Annotated in this window: 16 protein-coding genes and 1 tRNA gene; 13 read left to right on the plus strand and 4 right to left on the minus strand. The window is 56.2% G+C overall.

From position 1 onward, the window contains the following. Positions 1-22: 22 nt before the first annotated feature. Together DWX75_RS05730 and DWX75_RS05735 are read left to right on the plus strand one after the other, a co-directional pair. Entirely contained in the window at positions 23-469 is a 447-nt protein-coding gene (locus tag DWX75_RS05730) for a universal stress protein (protein ID WP_158558766.1), read from the plus strand. A gap of 29 nt (positions 470-498) precedes the next feature. Then, complete coding sequence (locus DWX75_RS05735; RefSeq protein ID WP_118015379.1) at positions 499-915, plus strand: universal stress protein; 417 nt, start codon at positions 499-501, stop codon at positions 913-915. 91 nt (positions 916-1,006) lie between these two features. On the opposite strand, the gene nrdG is transcribed toward DWX75_RS05735, so the two are convergent. The 3 genes from nrdG to DWX75_RS05750 form a co-directional block, all read right to left on the minus strand. Continuing rightward, positions 1,007-1,513 (minus strand): anaerobic ribonucleoside-triphosphate reductase activating protein, encoded by a 507-nt coding sequence (nrdG, locus tag DWX75_RS05740; RefSeq protein WP_118015380.1) that lies wholly within the window; start codon positions 1,511-1,513, stop codon positions 1,007-1,009. A gap of 92 nt (positions 1,514-1,605) precedes the next feature. Next, positions 1,606-1,890, minus strand: a complete 285-nt coding sequence (gene nrdD / locus DWX75_RS05745) for an anaerobic ribonucleoside-triphosphate reductase (RefSeq protein ID WP_118015381.1) — start codon at positions 1,888-1,890, stop codon at positions 1,606-1,608. A gap of 402 nt (positions 1,891-2,292) precedes the next feature. Next, positions 2,293-3,312 carry a mechanosensitive ion channel family protein gene (locus tag DWX75_RS05750; protein WP_118015395.1) on the minus strand — a complete coding sequence of 340 codons (1,020 nt, stop codon included), beginning with the start codon at positions 3,310-3,312 and terminating at the stop codon, positions 2,293-2,295. 182 nt (positions 3,313-3,494) lie between these two features. Between DWX75_RS05750 and DWX75_RS05755 the strand changes: the two genes are divergently transcribed. Beyond that, complete coding sequence (locus tag DWX75_RS05755) at positions 3,495-4,031, plus strand: GNAT family N-acetyltransferase (RefSeq protein ID WP_118015382.1); 537 nt, start codon at positions 3,495-3,497, stop codon at positions 4,029-4,031. A 143-nt stretch (positions 4,032-4,174) separates the two neighbouring features. Here DWX75_RS05755 and DWX75_RS05760 read toward each other — a convergent pair whose 3' ends face one another. Beyond that, positions 4,175-8,026, minus strand: coding sequence for an EAL domain-containing protein (locus tag DWX75_RS05760; protein WP_118015383.1), 3,852 nt, complete (start codon positions 8,024-8,026; stop codon positions 4,175-4,177). 331 nt (positions 8,027-8,357) lie between these two features. Here DWX75_RS05760 and deoC point away from each other — a divergent pair, with 331 nt between their 5' ends. The 10 genes from deoC (at position 8,358) to DWX75_RS05810 (ending at position 17,048) form a co-directional block, all read left to right on the plus strand. After that, entirely contained in the window at positions 8,358-9,011 is a 654-nt protein-coding gene (gene deoC / locus DWX75_RS05765) for a deoxyribose-phosphate aldolase (protein WP_118015384.1), read from the plus strand. Between the two features lie 40 nt (positions 9,012-9,051). After that, complete coding sequence (locus DWX75_RS05770; RefSeq protein WP_118015385.1) at positions 9,052-10,230, plus strand: phosphopentomutase; 1,179 nt, start codon at positions 9,052-9,054, stop codon at positions 10,228-10,230. Between the two features lie 132 nt (positions 10,231-10,362). After that, entirely contained in the window at positions 10,363-11,685 is a 1,323-nt protein-coding gene (locus DWX75_RS05775; RefSeq protein WP_118015386.1) for a pyrimidine-nucleoside phosphorylase, read from the plus strand. 17 nt (positions 11,686-11,702) lie between these two features. After that, a complete protein-coding gene (locus DWX75_RS05780; protein ID WP_118015387.1) occupies positions 11,703-12,089 on the plus strand; it encodes a cytidine deaminase in 387 nt (128 codons plus the stop codon). An 82-nt stretch (positions 12,090-12,171) separates the two neighbouring features. Next, positions 12,172-13,371: a NupC/NupG family nucleoside CNT transporter gene (locus DWX75_RS05785; RefSeq protein WP_118015388.1), complete on the plus strand. Its 1,200-nt coding sequence runs from the start codon at positions 12,172-12,174 to the stop codon at positions 13,369-13,371. A gap of 169 nt (positions 13,372-13,540) precedes the next feature. Continuing rightward, positions 13,541-13,632: transfer RNA gene (locus tag DWX75_RS05790), tRNA-Ser, on the plus strand. 210 nt (positions 13,633-13,842) lie between these two features. Beyond that, complete coding sequence (dnaX, locus tag DWX75_RS05795; protein ID WP_118015389.1) at positions 13,843-15,756, plus strand: DNA polymerase III subunit gamma/tau; 1,914 nt, start codon at positions 13,843-13,845, stop codon at positions 15,754-15,756. Positions 15,757-15,872: 116 nt separating this feature from the next. Next, entirely contained in the window at positions 15,873-16,208 is a 336-nt protein-coding gene (locus tag DWX75_RS05800; protein WP_118015390.1) for a YbaB/EbfC family nucleoid-associated protein, read from the plus strand. Position 16,209: 1 nt separating this feature from the next. Beyond that, positions 16,210-16,806 (plus strand): recombination mediator RecR, encoded by a 597-nt coding sequence (gene recR / locus DWX75_RS05805; protein ID WP_118015391.1) that lies wholly within the window; start codon positions 16,210-16,212, stop codon positions 16,804-16,806. Continuing rightward, complete coding sequence (locus DWX75_RS05810) at positions 16,806-17,048, plus strand: pro-sigmaK processing inhibitor BofA family protein (protein ID WP_118015392.1); 243 nt, start codon at positions 16,806-16,808, stop codon at positions 17,046-17,048. The genes recR and DWX75_RS05810 overlap by 1 nt, the downstream gene beginning before the upstream one ends. Positions 17,049-17,143: the final 95 nt, after the last annotated feature.

Here is a 17,143-nt window from a genome sequence, read left to right on the forward strand (position 1 = left end):
AAATACTACGGGAGGGATGCGTATGGTAAGGCTGGCTCGGATCCTGGTGCCGGTGGACGGCTCCGGGGCCTCCGATGAAGCGGTGCGGTTCGCTGCAGCACTGGCCGATTGTACGGGGGCTTCCATCGATATCCTGCATGTATCGTACTTCGATAGCAATACGGATGCCGAGGAAGTGTCCTGGCTGCCGGACAGTGTGGCAAGACCCATCGGACCGGAAGCCCATGCCATCCTCGAGCGGGCCGGAAAGCTCCTGCCGGAGATCGCGGTCCACGAGGTCTATCACCGGACAGGCAGCCCGGCGGAAACCATACTGGCCTTTGCCAAGGAGCGGCACAGCGACATGATTGTCGTGGGCAGCCGCCGCATGGATGCGCTTCATGCGGCATTGCTCGGCAGCGTCAGTTCCGCCGTGCTTGAAGAGGCTGAATGCCCGGTGACCGTAGTGAAAGAAAATCCTCATCGTTGATTTGGATTACCAATTAAGGGGGTAATACTATGATGAAAAATATCCTGGTACCAGTAGATGGTTCGGAAGGTTCGGATCGCGCCATAACGGAGGCTATTTCCCTGGCAGAGGCATGTGATGCCAAGCTCAATTTCCTCTATGTCGCCAACATCAATCAGCTCGCCATCAACGCCTGCCTGTCGGATGCCATCCTCGAAGCTGTGACGAAAGCCGGCAATGTCATCCTCGACCGCGCGATGGAGATGGTTCCGTCCGGCATCGAGAAGGAAGCATTCTCGGAGACGGGATCGCCAGCCGTCGTCATTCTCGACTTTGCGACGAGCAACGACATGGACCTCATCGTCATGGGCAGCCGCGGACTCGGCGTCGTTAAGGGCGTCCTGCTCGGCAGCGTCAGCCAGTACATCGTCGAACAGTCGAAATGCCCGGTCCTCGTCGTGAAATGAGCGTTTGACAAAAAAGAGACAAAGAAAACAGCCAGCGGCGCGTGTCAATCACGTGCTGCTGGCTGCTTTTTGTCATGCTTTTAACGGCGGCTCAGTCCTCATAGAGCAGGACGGTCGCGCCGGTCTTGCGCGTGGCGTTCATGTCGATGACGCGCTGGTTGCGCGAGCCGCGGAAGTGGAGCGTGAGGTCGCGTTCCGCTTCGATGTATTCGCCGTCGACGAGCACATCGATGGCTGCGAGCAGGTCGTCTGTGGCCTTGTCATGGCGATCCCGGAGCTCTTCGAGCGTATAGCCGCTGTAGCACCAGACATCGAGGCCCGCGTCATGGACCCGATGTGCGAGCGCAGCCAGCGGAGCCGGCTGCAGGAAGGGTTCGCCGCCGCTGAAGGTCGCGCCGGTCAGCAGCGGGTTTTCTTTCATTTCCGCCATGAGGTGTTCAATCGTTTCCTCACGTCCGCCCTCAAGCGGCTGCGTTTCGGGGTTCTGGCAGTTGTGGCAGCGGCGCGGGCAGCCCTGTACGAAGATGGTATACCGTATGCCGTCGCCATCGACGACGGAATCGTCGACGACCCCGGCGATGCGCAAGGTGTTCTGCATGATGATCGTCCTTTCCTGTGAACATGCAAATGAATCAGAGACACGAAGAAAGCCGCTGCCGGGGGGATGGCAGCGGCTTTTGATTTCTGCAATCAATGCAGGCTGTGCTTGACGCGGTCGTGCTCTTCGGCGCGCTTCGCGTTGTTCCAACGATCGATCGTGCCCACGAGGTAGCCCGTGATGCGGCGGATGCGTTCAAATTTCTGCGGCTGGAGCTCGTACTGGATATCAACCTGTCCATCCTGTGCTGCGGAGAGCTGCAGGCTGCTGACTTTTTCGTTTGTCTGCTGTTCGACATAATCGATATAGTTGACGATTTCCTGCTCGGAAACATCGGAAAGTCCGTTTACTTTGACATCAATGCCGTTGACTACCATAAAGGGTCACCTATCCTTATCTCGTGTTATCTCGTGTGAAACCTGTTGCAATCTGTATGTTTAAGCATCGCGGAAAAAGGGGCTTTTCCGTTGCGCTTGACCAAATTATACTATATCTATTGTTCGAGCGTCAATACCCATACTACATGTAGTTTTCTGACACTTCTGCTTATCCACAAGAATATTTGCATATATATACATGATAGATAGAGAATATTCATATTGACAAATGGAGCAGCAGGGATGCACGGCCTGCTGGCAAGGCCGTGCCAGTCTTTTTCAATTTTGAAAATGAATAAAGATTCTCCAAAAGAAAATTATCCACAGCAGGGAGTGGATGAAATCCTGCATACTGTGGATAAGTGGACACAAGATATAGGGGACGAGTTATCCACAGGCCCGTTATTTTGTGAGGTCAGGCTGCAGCACGGTGCGTACCGGATATGGAATCTCGATGCCTTCCTGGCGGTAGCGGCGCGTCAGTGCCTTGATGAATTCGTGCTTGAGCAGGAATTGATGCTCGAAGTAACTGGAATGCAGCACGACGTTGAAGTCGATGCTCGATTCGCCGAAGGTGTGGAAGCGCACGGCCGGTTCGATGTGGACATCCTTGTCGACTCGGTTCATGACATCGCGGGCCACTTCGAGCGTCACGCGTTCGACCTCATCGAGGTCGCTGTCGTAGGAGACGCCGACGGGGATGCTGATGACGATGTCCTTGCGCGGCATGCTGTAGTTCGTGATGTTCGACGAGGCAATCTTCTGATTCGGGATGACGATCATGTTGCCGCCGCCGGCCGGCACGATCGTCGTGAAGCGCCAGGTGATATCCGTGACGCGACCCTCCTCGCCGGTGCTGAGCTTGATGTAGTCGTCGAGACGCAGCTGTTTGGAGATGATGAGGTGCAGGCCCGAGAAGATATTCGCGAGTGTTTCCTGCAGGGCGAGGGCAACGGCCATACCACCGACACCCATGGCGGTGAGGATCGGCGCAATCGAGATGCCGTAGTACTGCAGCACGACGAGCACGCCCATCGCATAGATGATGACGTTGAGGATGGTGTTGAGCAGCGTCGTCTTCGGCAGTTTTTCCTGCGTGCGCTCGATGCGCAGCGTGACGAAGCCGTTGATCGTGCGGGCGGCGACACGCGTGATCGAGAGGATGATGACCGTGAAGAGGATGTAGGAGAACAGGCGCGTCAGCGGCTCGATGATGTTGATGGTGTTGACAATCCAGTAGAGCCCGACGACAAGGCACAGCGACACCGGTACGCCGCGCAGCGCATTAATGAAGATGTAGAACCAGGAATCTTCTTCGATGTTCAAATGATTCGTGATGCGCCGGTTGATGAGCTTGTTGAGCATGATACCGATTGTGAGTGAGGCGATAAGGATACAGACCGGGATGAACAGCATTTCCATCAGATGCTTCCAGTCGATCCAGGAAAGCAAATCGTAGTTCAAGAGCAGATTCTCCTTTCGAAAACAGAAAACAATTGTGAAAACGGCTTGAAGTACAAAGTATATCCATTATACTATAGAAGAGTGAGCATAGAAAAGCGAAAGAAAAAAGATGAGAAAGAATTCATAAAGGAGTGTTCATTATGGCAGAAATCCTGCATGTGGGCAAGCGTCTACAGCTTCGCAAGGCAACGAAAGAGGATCTCGACTTCATCATGAAGCTCGAATACGATCCCGAGAATCTCAAGTTCATCGTGCCGTTTGACCGCGATTTCCATACGAAGGTCATTGAAGAAGGACAGGCGACGATGGATGTCATCGTCGAGGAAATCGAGACGAAGGAGCCGGTCGGCTATCTGATGATCAACGGTCTGACGACGCCGGCCAAGGAGCTCGAGTGGACGCATGTCATCATCGAGAAGAAGGGCATGGGCTACGGCCACGAGGCGATGAAGCTCTTAAAGGCCTGGGGCTTTGACGACCTCAAGTTCCACCGCGCCTGGCTCGACTGCAAGGACTACAATGCGCGCGCACTGCACCTCTACGAATCGGAGGGGATGCAGCGCGAGGGCCTGATCCGCGAGACCATCCTGACGAACGGCGTCTACGAGAACCTCGTGATCCTCGGCATCCTCGACCGCGAGTACCGCGCGCGCAAGGAGCAGGGCCTGGAACTCTGATTCTCCGCCTCATGCGCGATACTGCAGGATACCCTGCGCCTCTTTGAGGTGGCTGTCTTAACAAAATAAGGAAGCTGCCGCTTGGTAGAAAAAAAAGTCCGCTGACTCGCTGAGCCGGCGGACTTTTTTGCAACAAATGTGTTTCAGCTGTCGGTTTTTCGTTCCTGATGCTGGCGCTTCTTTTCGGTGTACATGCGCAGGTCAGCTTCATGGATGATGGCGTCGATATTGTCAAACGGAGCCTGGCAGAGCACGTAGCCGAGTGCTGCGCTGACCTTATGCGCCCGGAACTTTTCTTCAATGCGCTGCAGCAGAGCCCGTGCGCCCGCTTCGTCCTGACAGGGGCGGATCATGAGAAATTCATCGCCGCCGATGCGGAAGACATGCTCGCGGCTGCCGATGCTGATGAGCACGGAGGCAACGGCCTGTATGAGATGATCGCCTGCTTTGTGGCCGAGCGTGTCGTTGGCCTTCTTGAGCCCGTTTATGTCGCTGAAGACGATGACGTAATGTTCTCCGGGATGCAGTTTTGTATGCAGATAGCTTTCGAGTGCATGGCGATTGCCGGCACTTGTCAGCTGATCGATGGTGCTGAGTTCATGCAAGCGCTTCATATTGTCGCGGTTGCGAAGCAGGATGGAACAGAAGTGCGTCAAGGTGTTCAGGAGTATGGCGGCTGTTTCAAAGAATTCAGGGTCGGGATTGAGCACCAGGAGACAACCGAGCGAGCGGTCGCCCATGATGAGCTGACCGGCCACGAAGGCGCGGATTGGCGGCTGAATCTGAAGTGTGTGGAGCAGCGAGGACGGATGGCGGCGCTGGTAGGCGGCAATGTCCTTGACGCGCATGACCGGATCCGTGCGGAAGGTATCGTAGAGCGGCCTGACATCGATGAGCGGGATGTGGTGAAGGCGGGGACGGAGGCTCTCCCTGTTGTCCGGGTGCCATTCATAAGTGGCACTCAGATAGAAACCGTTGGGTTCCTCTTCCATGACGATGAGATGGTCCGCCTTGATCATCGTGCCGATTTTGGCCAGCATCTTCCGGATGCCGAGGTCGGGATTCTCCTCGCGGATGGCGAGGTTCAGGGCATCATTCATGGAGACGGCGTGCCGCAGCTGATTGTATTGCTGGCGATGACGCTGGTAGATATCCCGCAGATTGATGCCGATGCTGAAATGGTAGTTGCGTCCGTTCCACGGCACGAGGATATCGCCGCGATGGAAATCCATGCCGGTCAGTGGATTGTGGTAGGAGCCGCTGTGGAAGCGGTCGCGCCGCAGCTTGGACTGCGGGCAGTCCGTACACGGCTTATGGCTGCCGGTGACGATTTCATAGCATTTATGGCCGATGTAATAGAAATCATCCGGCAGATTCAGGGACTTGAGCAGAGCATGGTTCATGTAGACGAGCTCGTAGGTCAGGGGATCGGTCAGATAAACCATCTCCTCGGCGTGATCGAATGCTTCGCGGTCAAAGAGAATGGAATCACCGAAGGCGCCGCTAAGGCCGTAAGACGCCATACTGGCGAGGCAGCGGGCGGACAGGATGTGGAGAAATTCATCGGATGTCCGCGCTTCGGACCCTCTGGCCAGTGCATAGCGAAGGGAAAGCGTGCAGGGGAAGCCGTCGATGTTCGTGATGGCGGCAATCGTTTCCTTCACGGCTTCGGTGCGCTGGCGAAGTGTGCCCGTGTCAAGCCCTTTCTGGAAACAGACGAAGACGCCGCTGCCGGTATGCGCAACCACGATATTTTTGGGCATGGCGTCAATCACGATGTTGCGGATGCGGGTCAGCAGGACTTTGCTGACCTTGGGCCCGTAGAGCTGGGCAAAGCGGTCGTACTCGGGGATGGACATCATGATGCCCGTGTAATCTTCGCCTTTCAGGCGGTAATTGTCGGCATATTCGACACTGACGAGGATCAACCCGCGATAATTGTACAGGCCGGTCGTATCATCCGTGACATAGAGTTTCTGGTAAAGCTTCTGCGTTGCTTCCTGTTCTTCGCTGTCACGGAATTCACCGAGCAGCCCCACGATCTGCAGGCCGTCATAAACCGGGTATTTCGAGAAGGAAATTGCATGCTGGCGGCCACGCGTGATACAGTAACCGGGGAGATCGTGCACGGACTGACCGCTCTGCATGACGAGTTCCTCGTAGTCGTGCATCCGGCCGCCCTCGATATGCCAGCCGATATCCTCATCCGTCTTGCCGAGCAGGTCGGTGACATTCTTGATGCCGTAGAATTTCAGGAAGGCACGGCTGGCGCCGCGGAACCGTCCTTCCCGGTCCTTCCAGAACAATTTGCGGCTCGAACTGTTCAAAAGTGCCTGCCAGAGATGCGAATCGCTCAGGGCTGTTGTTTCCTGCGTGGACGGGCTCATGAGGCCGTAAGACGCCATGATGGTGTTCAGCAGTTCCTTCATATGCTCCTGTTTCTCGAAGACGAAGTCGTGCAGGCAGATGAGCAGGCAGGGACGGTGTTCCTGTTCAAAAGAGATGACATCAAAGATCTTCCAGCGATAGCTGCCGTTTTTTTGCTGGACGCGAAAAATCCCCGCGAGATAGCCGTCGTCATCGTGCCCTGCCGTATCCGGGCACAGACGACGTGCAAAGGCCAGGAAACGCGCGCGGTCTTCCTCGTGGATGTACGCATCGGCATAGTCGATGAAGGTGTGCATGATGCCGTGGCGATGCGAGCCGGGCTGCAGGGATGGCAGGTCAGACTCAATGATCTCAACGCGGTTTCGCATCTGGTCAACGCAGTACACCTCGTCATAAATGCGCAGGATGTTGCGCACGATTTCGTCGTATCGCCTGGTGGCGGCGTGTTCTTCGCGGTCGGGCTGCAGATTCTTGAGCTCGGCCTTGTGGACGTAAAAGCCGCTGACACCGGCCAGCGTCAGCAGGCTGAAGTGAAAGTACTGGCCGTCGCCGACGCAGATGATGCGCTCGGTCTGGTGCGACCGGATCGCGCGGTCAGCCAGGCGGCGCAGCTTTTTCTGTATCACCGGTGGCAGGGTGTGCAGATAACGGTTGACTTCGGTGGTGGTGGAAAGTCCTGCGGTATGGAGCTCCGACCGGTATGCGGGGTTGGCCGCGAGCAGTTTCACATCATGGCCGTTATCCGACAACAGGGCTACCGGCGTATCCGTGATGAAATTCGTCAGTCCCGCCTTGCTGAAAATCTGTTCTTCAAGCGGACTTTCGCTGTCGAGCACCGGATACGTCAGGACATTTTCATTCGGATCGTTCTTGGTGAGACGGCAGCAGTAATCGCCCTGGATTTTCTCGCAGCCGATGCTGCACAAGAAATCCACATGCTGTTTATTCTGGACGCCTTCGGCAATCGTATGGATGCCGAGGGATTTGCCCATGAGCACGATGGTCTGGATGATTTTCCTGCTCTCTTCCGTAAAATCCTCGAAAAAGATGCGGTCGATGCTGATTTCGTCGACCGCGTAGCGCTGCAGCGCAATCAGCGAGGAAAAACCGCTGCCGAAATTATCGAGCACGACCTTGTAGCCATGGGCGCGAAAGCGGCGAATGGCAGCTGCGACGGCGGCTTCATCCTGAGCGAGGGCCGTTTCTGTGATCTCGATGTGGAAATAATCATGCGGAATCTGGTATTTTTCCGTCAGTTCCTCCAGGATGTAGCACGGGTCCATCAGTGCGAAATCGCAGCGCGAGAGGTTGATGGAAATCGGCACGCGCGGCAATTGGCGGAGTTTGCGCTCCTGCTGATTGCGGACGGCTTCCTTCAATACAAAGTGATCGAGCAGATGGATTTTTCCGATATCTTCGAGGATCGGGACGAAATCGTGCGGAGCGATTTCCCCGTAAAGAGGGTCGTGCCAGCGCGAAAGCGCTTCGACGCCGCAAATCTTTTCAGTAGCCGTGCGAAGAATCGGGCGGTAGTGGATATCGATATGTCCATCGTGCAAGGCCCGCTCAAAATTCAAGCGAATATAATTGCGCTTGGTTAAATCCAAGATACTCCCTCCTTTTTATAATAGATATTTTAATTTTATCACAATCTGGACAAAATATGAGGATTGCAGATGAAAAGACAGTTATAAATTTTATGGAACGCTACTTTTCACAGGTAAAAACAGAATGGTACTATAACACGGCTTTCCTACAAAAAAATGAGAAAAACGGCTGATCATAATTTTCATCGGCTGATAAGACAGATGTCCTTTTATTTTTGTTTGTTATTGTTTAGAATAGAATCAAGAAGAAAGTTGAGAGCAATTAAAATCGTCTGACGATTGGAAACATAAGAATTGTTCGATTCCGGTCATGTATGGAGGAGGAAATATCATGAAGGCAGCAGAGATCCTGGCACATGTAGATCACACGTTATTGAAGCAGACGGCAATCTGGGATGATATCCAGCGTATCTGCGACGAGGCAGTGGCGTATCATACGGCTACGGTCATGGTTCCGTCGTCGTTCATCCCGCGCATCGTGGCAAAATACGGCGATGCCCTGAAGGTCGCAACGGTCGTCGGCTTCCCGAATGGCAACTGCAGCCTGGCTGCCAAGGTCGCCGAGACGGCACAGGCCCTGGCTGACGGTGCTGAGGAAATCGACATGGTCATCAACATCGGCATGCTCAAGGCCGGTGAGACCGATTACGTCACGAACGAGATCCGCACGCTCAAGAATCTCTGTGGTGACCGCATCCTGAAGGTCATCGTCGAGACGTGCTTCCTGACGGAAGAAGAGAAGATCGCTGCCTGCCACTGCGTGACGGATGGTGGCGCCGACATCATCAAGACGTCGACGGGCTTCGGCACGGCCGGTGCCAAACTCGAGGACATCGAGCTCTTCAAGAAGCACATCGGCCCGAACGTGGAGATGAAGGCCGCGGGCGGCATCCACACGCGTGAGGAAATGGAGGCCTTCCTGAATGCCGGCTGCACGCGCCTCGGCGCCAGCGCTGCCGTCAAGGTCCTCAAGGATGAGCTCTGATCCGGTTTCCACCTTACGGATATAGAAAGGAAGATATAAAATGAAGTCTTTCAAACGTGCGTTTATCATTGTGCTCGACAGCTTCGGCATCGGCCGCGAGCCGGATGCTCCGGATTTTGGCGATGATGTCTGCAATACGCTGAAGACGATTGCCGCTTCGCCGAAATACGATACGCCGAACATGAAGAAGATCGGCCTTTTCAACATCGATGGCGTCGGCTGCGGGACCCCCGTGGAGAATCCGGTTGGTTCCTTTGCCCGCCTGCGCGAACTCTCGCGCGGCAAGGATACGACGACGGGCCATTGGGAAATCGCCGGCATTGTCTCGGAGCGCCCGATGCCGACGTATCCGAACGGCTTCCCGCCGGAAGTCATTGCAAAGCTCGAGCAGGCATTCGGCCGCAAGATTATCTGCAACAAGCCGTATTCCGGCACGAAGGTCATTCACGATTACGGCCGTGAGCAGAAGGAAACGGGTGCCCTCATCGTCTACACGTCGGCAGACAGCGTGCTGCAGATTGCCGCACACGAGGATGATGTGCCGGTTGACAAGCTCTACGAATACTGCCGCATCGCGCGCAAAATCATGCAGGGTGAGCATGGCGTCGGCCGCATCATCGCGCGTCCGTACGTCGGCGAATATCCGAATTACACGCGCACGCCGCGCCGTCATGATTTCTCCCTCGACCCGACGGGCGATACGATGATGGATGCCCTGCGCCGCAAAGGCCTCGATACAATCGGCGTCGGCAAGATTTCCGACATCTTTGCAGGCCGCAGCATCAGCCGCACGCTCGGCATCAACAAGGACAACACGGATGGCATGGAAAAGACGCTGAAGCTCATGGATGAGGATTTCACGGGCCTCTGCTTCGTCAACCTCGTGGATTTTGACATGCAGTACGGCCATCGCCGCGATATCGACGGCTATGCACAGGCTGCGACGGATTTCGACCGCCAGCTCGGTGAATTCATGGCGAAGATGAAGGAAGACGATGTGCTCATGATTACGGCTGACCATGGCTGCGATCCGGGAGCTCCGGGGACGGACCATACGCGCGAATACGTGCCTCTGCTCGTTTACGGCGCACACGTCAAGCAGGGCGTCAACCTCGGCACGTATCCGACGTTCGCCATGATCGGTGCGACGATTTCCGATATGTTTGATGCAGATCTGGCGACGAAGGGCGAGAGCATCCTGCCGCGCATCATCAAGTGACAATGAATATCTGAATTGAATCAGCATTTTTTCGCGGGGCGGAGAAGCCTGTCCCGCGAGAAGAATGCAAAATGAAAAGATTGAAATTTGGGAAGTTTTTCAAATATCCGTTTATGGGGAGGATTTTGCATTATGCGTATGTATGACCTGATTACGAAGAAGAAACATGGCCAGGTGCTCACGGATGAGGAGATCCAGTTCATGATTGATGGCTACGTCAAGGGCGACATTCCCGATTACCAGATGTCGGCCATGCTCATGGCCATCTGGTTCCAGGGCATGACGGATCATGAGATCACGGAGCTCACGAAGGTCATGGCAAAATCTGGCGACATGATCGATCTTTCGGCCATTGCCGGCAAGAAGGTCGACAAGCATTCGACGGGCGGTGTCGGCGACAAGACGACGCTGATCTGTGCCCCGATTGTCGCAGCCTGCGGCGGCAAGGTCGCCAAAATGAGCGGCCGCGGCCTCGGCCATACGGGCGGCACGGTCGACAAGCTCGAGTCCATTCCGGGCTATCAGACGGCTCTTTCGCGCGAGCAGTTCTTCAAGACGGTTAACGACTGCGGCGTCAGCGTCATCGGCCAGTCGGGCAACCTGGCACCGGCTGACAAGAAGCTCTACGCACTGCGTGATGTCACGGCCACGGTCGACAGCATTCCCCTTATCGCTTCCTCCATCATGAGCAAGAAGCTCGCAGCCGGCTCCGACTGCATCCTGCTCGATGTCAAGACGGGCAGCGGCGCCTTCATGAAGACGCTCGACGATTCCATCAAGCTCGCGCAGACGATGGTCGCCATCGGCGAGCTGGCCGGCCGCCGCACGGTCGCGCTGATCACGGATATGGATACGCCGCTCGGCTACGGCATCGGTAACAGCATCGAAGTCATGGAGTCCATGGATGTGCTCAAGGGCCACGGTCCGGCCGACCTCACGGAAGTCTCGCTGCAGCTCGCAGCCAACATGCTTTACCTCGTCGGCAAGGGCACGCCGGAAGAGTGCCGTCAGATGGCAGAAAAGGCCATTGCCGATGGCAGTGCCTTTGAGACGTTCTGCAAGATGGTCCGTGCACAGGGCGGCGACGACAGCGTGCTGCGCGATTACACGAAGTTCCAGCAGGCTCCGTACCGCGCAGAGGTCAAGGCCGAGCGTTCGGGCTACATCACGAAGATGAACGCCGAAGAGATCGGCGAGACGTCTGTTGTCCTCGGCGCAGGCCGTGAGACGAAGGAGAGCGCTATCGACTTCTCGGCCGGCCTGATCCTGCACAAGAAGTACGGCGACGAAGTCAAAGCTGGCGATACGCTCGTGACGCTCTACACGTCGAAGGAAGGCGCACTGGCTGATGCAGAGAAGATGTACCGTGAGGCCATTGCCATCGGCGATGAGCAGCCGGAGAAAGAGCCGCTCGTCTATGCGCGCATCGAGAAAGACAAAGTCGAGAAGTACTGAGGAACGGGGGCAAAAAAATGACAGATGCAGAACTCATTGAAGTTGCCAAGAAGTACCGGGAACGTGCCTATGCGCCGTATTCGAAGTTCCAGGTCGGTGCGGCCGTCCTGACGAAGAGCGGCCATGTCTACGGCGGCTGCAACATCGAGAATGCCAGCTACCCGGTGACGAACTGTGCCGAGCGCACGGCCATTTTCAAGGCCGTCTCAGAAGGCGAGCGCGAGTTTGAGGCCATCGCCATCGTGGCGGATACGTCGGGCCCCTGCGCACCGTGCGGCATGTGCCGTCAGGCCATCTGCGAATTTCGTATCGGCCGCATCATCATGGCGAATCTCAAGGGTGACAGCAAGGCCGTAAGCCTCGAAGAAATCCTGCCGTTTGCCTTTACGGAAAATGATCTCTGATATATAATGATGAAGTCGGCCAGATGTCCTCTTTTTCATCTGGCTGACAGAGAACTCATTTCAAAAAGATAGGAGCAAGTCTATGTATTTCGTCATCAACCTGCTCGGCGTGCTGGTCTTCCTGGGCGTCGGCATCCTCTTTTCGAAAAAGCGCAAGGATATTCACTGGCGCGGCGTTGGTTCCCTCCTGGCCATCAACGTATTCATCGCCTGGTTTCTGACGTCATTCCCGATTGGCCGTGACATCGTGCAGGCCGCAGCTGCCGGCTTCACCTGGCTCGTCAGCGTTGCCTACGAAGGCATCGCCTTTGCTTTCCCGGACTGGGTTCATGTGCCGCAGATGAACTTCTTCACGTCGGCTCTGCTGCCAATCCTGCTCGTCGTGCCGCTCTTCGATATCCTGACGTACATCGGTCTCCTGCCGTTCATCATCAAGTGGATCGGCAAGGCCCTGGCTTTTATCACGCATGAACCGAAATTCGAGTCCTTCTTTGCCATCGAGATGATGTTCCTTGGCAACACGGAGGCCCTGGCCGTCTCGAGCCTTCAGCTCAAGCGCATGAAGGCAGACCGCTGCCTGACGCTTGCCATGATGTCCATGAGCTGCGTCACGGCTGCTCTGATCGGTGTTTACACGAAGATGATGCCGGCAGAATTCATCCTGACGGCTGTACCGCTTAACGTCATCAATGCCCTGATCGTCACGAACATCCTGCATCCGGTCAAGATTACCGAGGAAGAGGATACGGTTGCGCGCATCGGTGACGGCGGCAAGGAACGCGAGCCGTTCTTCTCCTTCCTCGGCAACTCCATCCTCGGCGCCGGCCGCCTGGTGCTCATCATCTGCGCCAACGTCATCGCCTTCGTTGCCCTGGCCAAGCTTATCGATATGCTGCTCGTCCTCATCCATCCGGCCATCACGCTCGAGAACATTCTCGGCTGCATCATGTTCCCGTTTGCCTGGCTGCTCGGCCTCGATTCGACGGAGGCCTTCGCCATGGCACAGTACATGGGCACGAAGCTCGTCACGAATGAGTTCGTCGTCATGCTCAGCGTGCAGGACCTCCTGGCCGGCTACAGCCGCCACATGCAGGGCGTCCTGACGGTGTTCATCACGTCGTTCGCGAACTTCTCGACGCTCGGCATGATCATCGGCTGCTTCAAAGGCCTTGTCGATGACAGCAAGAACGATCTGATCTCCCGCAATGTCGGCTACATGCTGCTGTCGGGTATTCTCGTTTCGCTGCTGTCCGCAGGTCTTGCCGGCCTCTTCATCTGGTAAGTTTGCCTTTCCCAATCTCCGCAGATTCTTCTGCGGAGATTTTTTTGCATAAAGTAAAAAAAGGTGTTGACAGCGGCGAAAGAGGATGGTAAGATATATATCGTTGCAGGCGGCAATCACAGAAAAGCCCGGGCAACACAATTGAATAGCTTCTTTGGTAGAGCATTGTGGAGAGTTGTCCGAGTGGTTGAAGGAGCACGCCTGGAAAGCGTGTATACGGGGAAACCTGTATCGAGAGTTCGAATCTCTCACTCTCCGCCATTTTTATATCCTTTTTCAGGTCGGGCCGCAGTGCCTTGGTCTTGCGCAATGGGGCCTCGTGAACCACGTCAGGTCCGGAAGGAAGCAGCGTTAAGCGAATCGTCTCATGTGCCGCAAGGGTGCCTGGGGACTGCGGTTCGACGTGGAAAAGGATGAGGGCAGCCGGCAAGGCTGCCTTTTTGCTATACGTATTGGGGAGGGGGAGACGCGATGGCGTATATCGCGCTTTATCGTAAATGGAGGCCGCAGACCTTCAAGGATCTGGTCGGTCAGGAACACATCAGCCGCACGCTGGCCAATGCCATCACGAGTGGTCACATCGGCCATGCCTACCTGTTTTCCGGTCCGCGCGGCACCGGTAAGACGAGTACGGCCAAGATTCTGGCGAAGGCACTGAACTGCGAACAGGGGCCGACGCCGGAGCCCTGCGGCGTCTGTGAGCAGTGCCGTAAGATTACCGATGGTTCGTCGATGGATGTCTTTGAGATCGATGCGGCTTCCAACCGCGGCATCGACGAGATTCGCAATCTGCGTGAGACGGTGAAGTTTGCGCCAGTCGATGGCCGCTACAAGGTCTACATCATCGATGAGGTCCACATGCTGACGACCGAGGCCTTCAATGCTCTGCTGAAGACATTGGAAGAGCCGCCAGAGCATGTCGTCTTCATCCTGGCGACGACGGAGGCGCATAAGGTGCCGGCGACGATCCAGTCCCGCTGCCAGCGCTACGATTTCAAGCGCATCACGGTGGAGGAAATCGAGAGCCGCCTGACGTACATCACGGAGCAGATGGGCATGACGGCTGAGCCGGAGGCCCTCGCGATGATTGCGCTGCAGGCCGATGGCGGCATGCGCGATGCGCTCTCCATCCTCGATCAGTGCGCAGCTCTGGCCGAAGGCACGATCACCGTGGAACGCGTGCGCCAGATCCTCGGACTCATCGGCCATGACTGGATCTACAAGATGACGGAAGCCGTTGCCGCGCACGATGTCCAGACCTCTCTGCAGATCGTGGCGGAGCTCTTGCGCGACGGCAAGGACCTCAAGCAGATCCTCGCGGAGCTTTCACTGCATCTGCGCAGCCTCATGATTTTCCAGGCGGCTGGTACCGTGGATTCCATGGATCTCTACGCCGAGTCGCAGGAGATTCTCGCGAAGCAGAGCAGGCTTTTCGCCGCTGATGATCTTCCGCGCATGATCCGCCGCCTGCACGAGGCCATGACCGAGATGAAATGGTCGCCGCAGCCGCGCATTGCCGTTGAAGTCGCGCTGATGTCCCTGTGCCGCGGTGAGGAACAGCGTGAACAGGCCGCAGCACCGGTACAGGGCCGCGTGGCCGCGCCATCGTCCGCGGCTCTGCGGGAAGGAGAGGCGCGCCTTGCGGCCCTCGAGGCCAAACTCGCAAAGGTGACGGCAGCACTCGCCGCTGCTCAGCAGGGGACGCCCAGCGTGCGCCAGGCAGCTGCTGCCCCGGCATCGTCCGTTCCTGCCCCCAGGCAAGCAGCGGCACCTGCCTCCGCCGTGCCTGCTCCCGGCACGCCGGCAGCACCGCAGGAGACGGCGGCAGTCAGCCAGGAGGGGCTCGCCATCTGGCAGCAGCTTTTCGAGCAGCTGCGCGTACAGCATAAAGCGCCGATCATCGCCTGCATCCAGAATGCGCAGTTCACGGGCATGTCTGAGCATCAGTTCCATATGAGCATGCAGAGCGACCTCATGGCTTCGCTCGTCATGCGCAATTACCGCAAGGCCATTGAGTCCATTCTGCTTGACCTCACGGGCCGGGAGATGCGCGTCATCTGCACGGGCGAGAATGCACCGAAGACACCGCCGCCGCGTCCGCGTCAGAGCACTGCGCAAAAGTCTGCGCCAAAGCGCGAACGGATTGCACCAAGGCCGGAGCCTTCTGAGATCCTTGAAGAAGTCGCGCCGGATGAGCGTGCTTCTCTCAAAACAGCATTCGACGTCTTCGGTGCCAACGTCGTCGGCGTTGAGACGACGAAACCGGGTAAAACTGAGGCTCCGGCGTCAGAGAAACCGGAAGCGGGCCATGACATCTATGATGACGGTGCCATCCCTCTGCCGGAGGATGGTGATGCACCACTGCCGACGGAGGAAGACGAATGAATCGGATGGAACAGATGGTTTTGAGTTGACGACAACAATTAAATTTGGTAGTCTAAACTTAGAGAATATAATTTGATATCGTGCGCCACGCGCATGCGAACGGGAGGAGTAACTACATGTTTGGTGGAATGGGCAACATGGGCAATATGGCCGGCATGATGAAAAAAGTCCAGAAGATGCAGAACGAAATGAAGAAGATGCAGGACGAGCTCAAGCGCAAGACCGTTGAAGTGACGGCTGGCGGCGGTGCCGTCAAGATTGTCATGAACGGCGAGAAGCAGGTTCAGGGGCTTACGATTGATCCGGCTGCCGTGGATCCTGAGGATGTGGAAATGCTGCAGGATCTCATCTCGGCTGCATTCAATGAGGCTACGAAAAAAGTAGACGATATGATGGCCTCGGAGATGGGCAAGCTCACGAGCGGGCTTGGCCTGCCGCCGGGACTGCTCTGAGATGCAATACATTGCACCCTTGGCAAATTTAATCGAACACTTTCGCGCACTGCCGGGCATTGGCCAAAAGACGGCAGTGCGTCTTGCTTATCACGTGCTCGATATGGACGCGAACCAGGCAAAGGAATTGGCCTCTGCCATCATCGATGCCAAGGAAAAAATCGGATACTGCAACACCTGCTTCAATCTCAGTGACCAGAATCCCTGCGCCATCTGCGGATCACCTGAACGGGATCATTCCATCATCTGTGTCGTTGAGCAGCCGCAGGATGTTGCGGCCATGGAGCGCATGCGCGATTATCGCGGCGTCTATCATGTGCTTCACGGTGCCTTGTCACCCCTGGAAGGTGTTGGTCCGTCGGATATCCGCATCAAGGAGCTCCTGAATCGCCTGCAGGGGGATGAAGTCAAGGAAGTCATCATGGCGACGAATCCGAATGTCGAGGGCGAAGCGACGGCCATGTATATCGCCAAGCTCCTGAAGCCGCTCGGCATCAAGGTGACGCGTATCGCGCACGGCCTGCCGGTGGGCGGCGACCTCGAGTATGCCGATGAGGTCACGCTTTCCAAGGCCATGGAGAATCGGAGGGAAATCTGATGTTTGAAATGCTTACGGCCTTTGCTGTAGGCCTTGTCGTGCTCTGCCTCGTGGGGAAGATCATATCGCTGCCGCTGCAGCTCGTATGGAAACTCATCACGAACAGCATCATAGGTGCCATTCTGCTGTGGGTGGTCAAGATCTTCGCCGTCAAGGTGCAGATCACATTCCTGAGTGCGCTGATTGCCGGTTTCTTCGGCGTACCGGGGGTCATTGCGGTGCTGCTTTACACGTATTTATGACAATAACGGCAAGGAAATGGAAGGACTGCTCGTCTGTCCTTCTATTTTTTTACCTTTTTTCAAAAAGAGTGTTGACAAAAGCAGCAAGGACGTGT

This window comes from Mitsuokella sp. AF21-1AC (genome assembly GCF_003458855.1).
Taxonomy (GTDB): domain Bacteria; phylum Bacillota; class Negativicutes; order Selenomonadales; family Selenomonadaceae; genus Mitsuokella.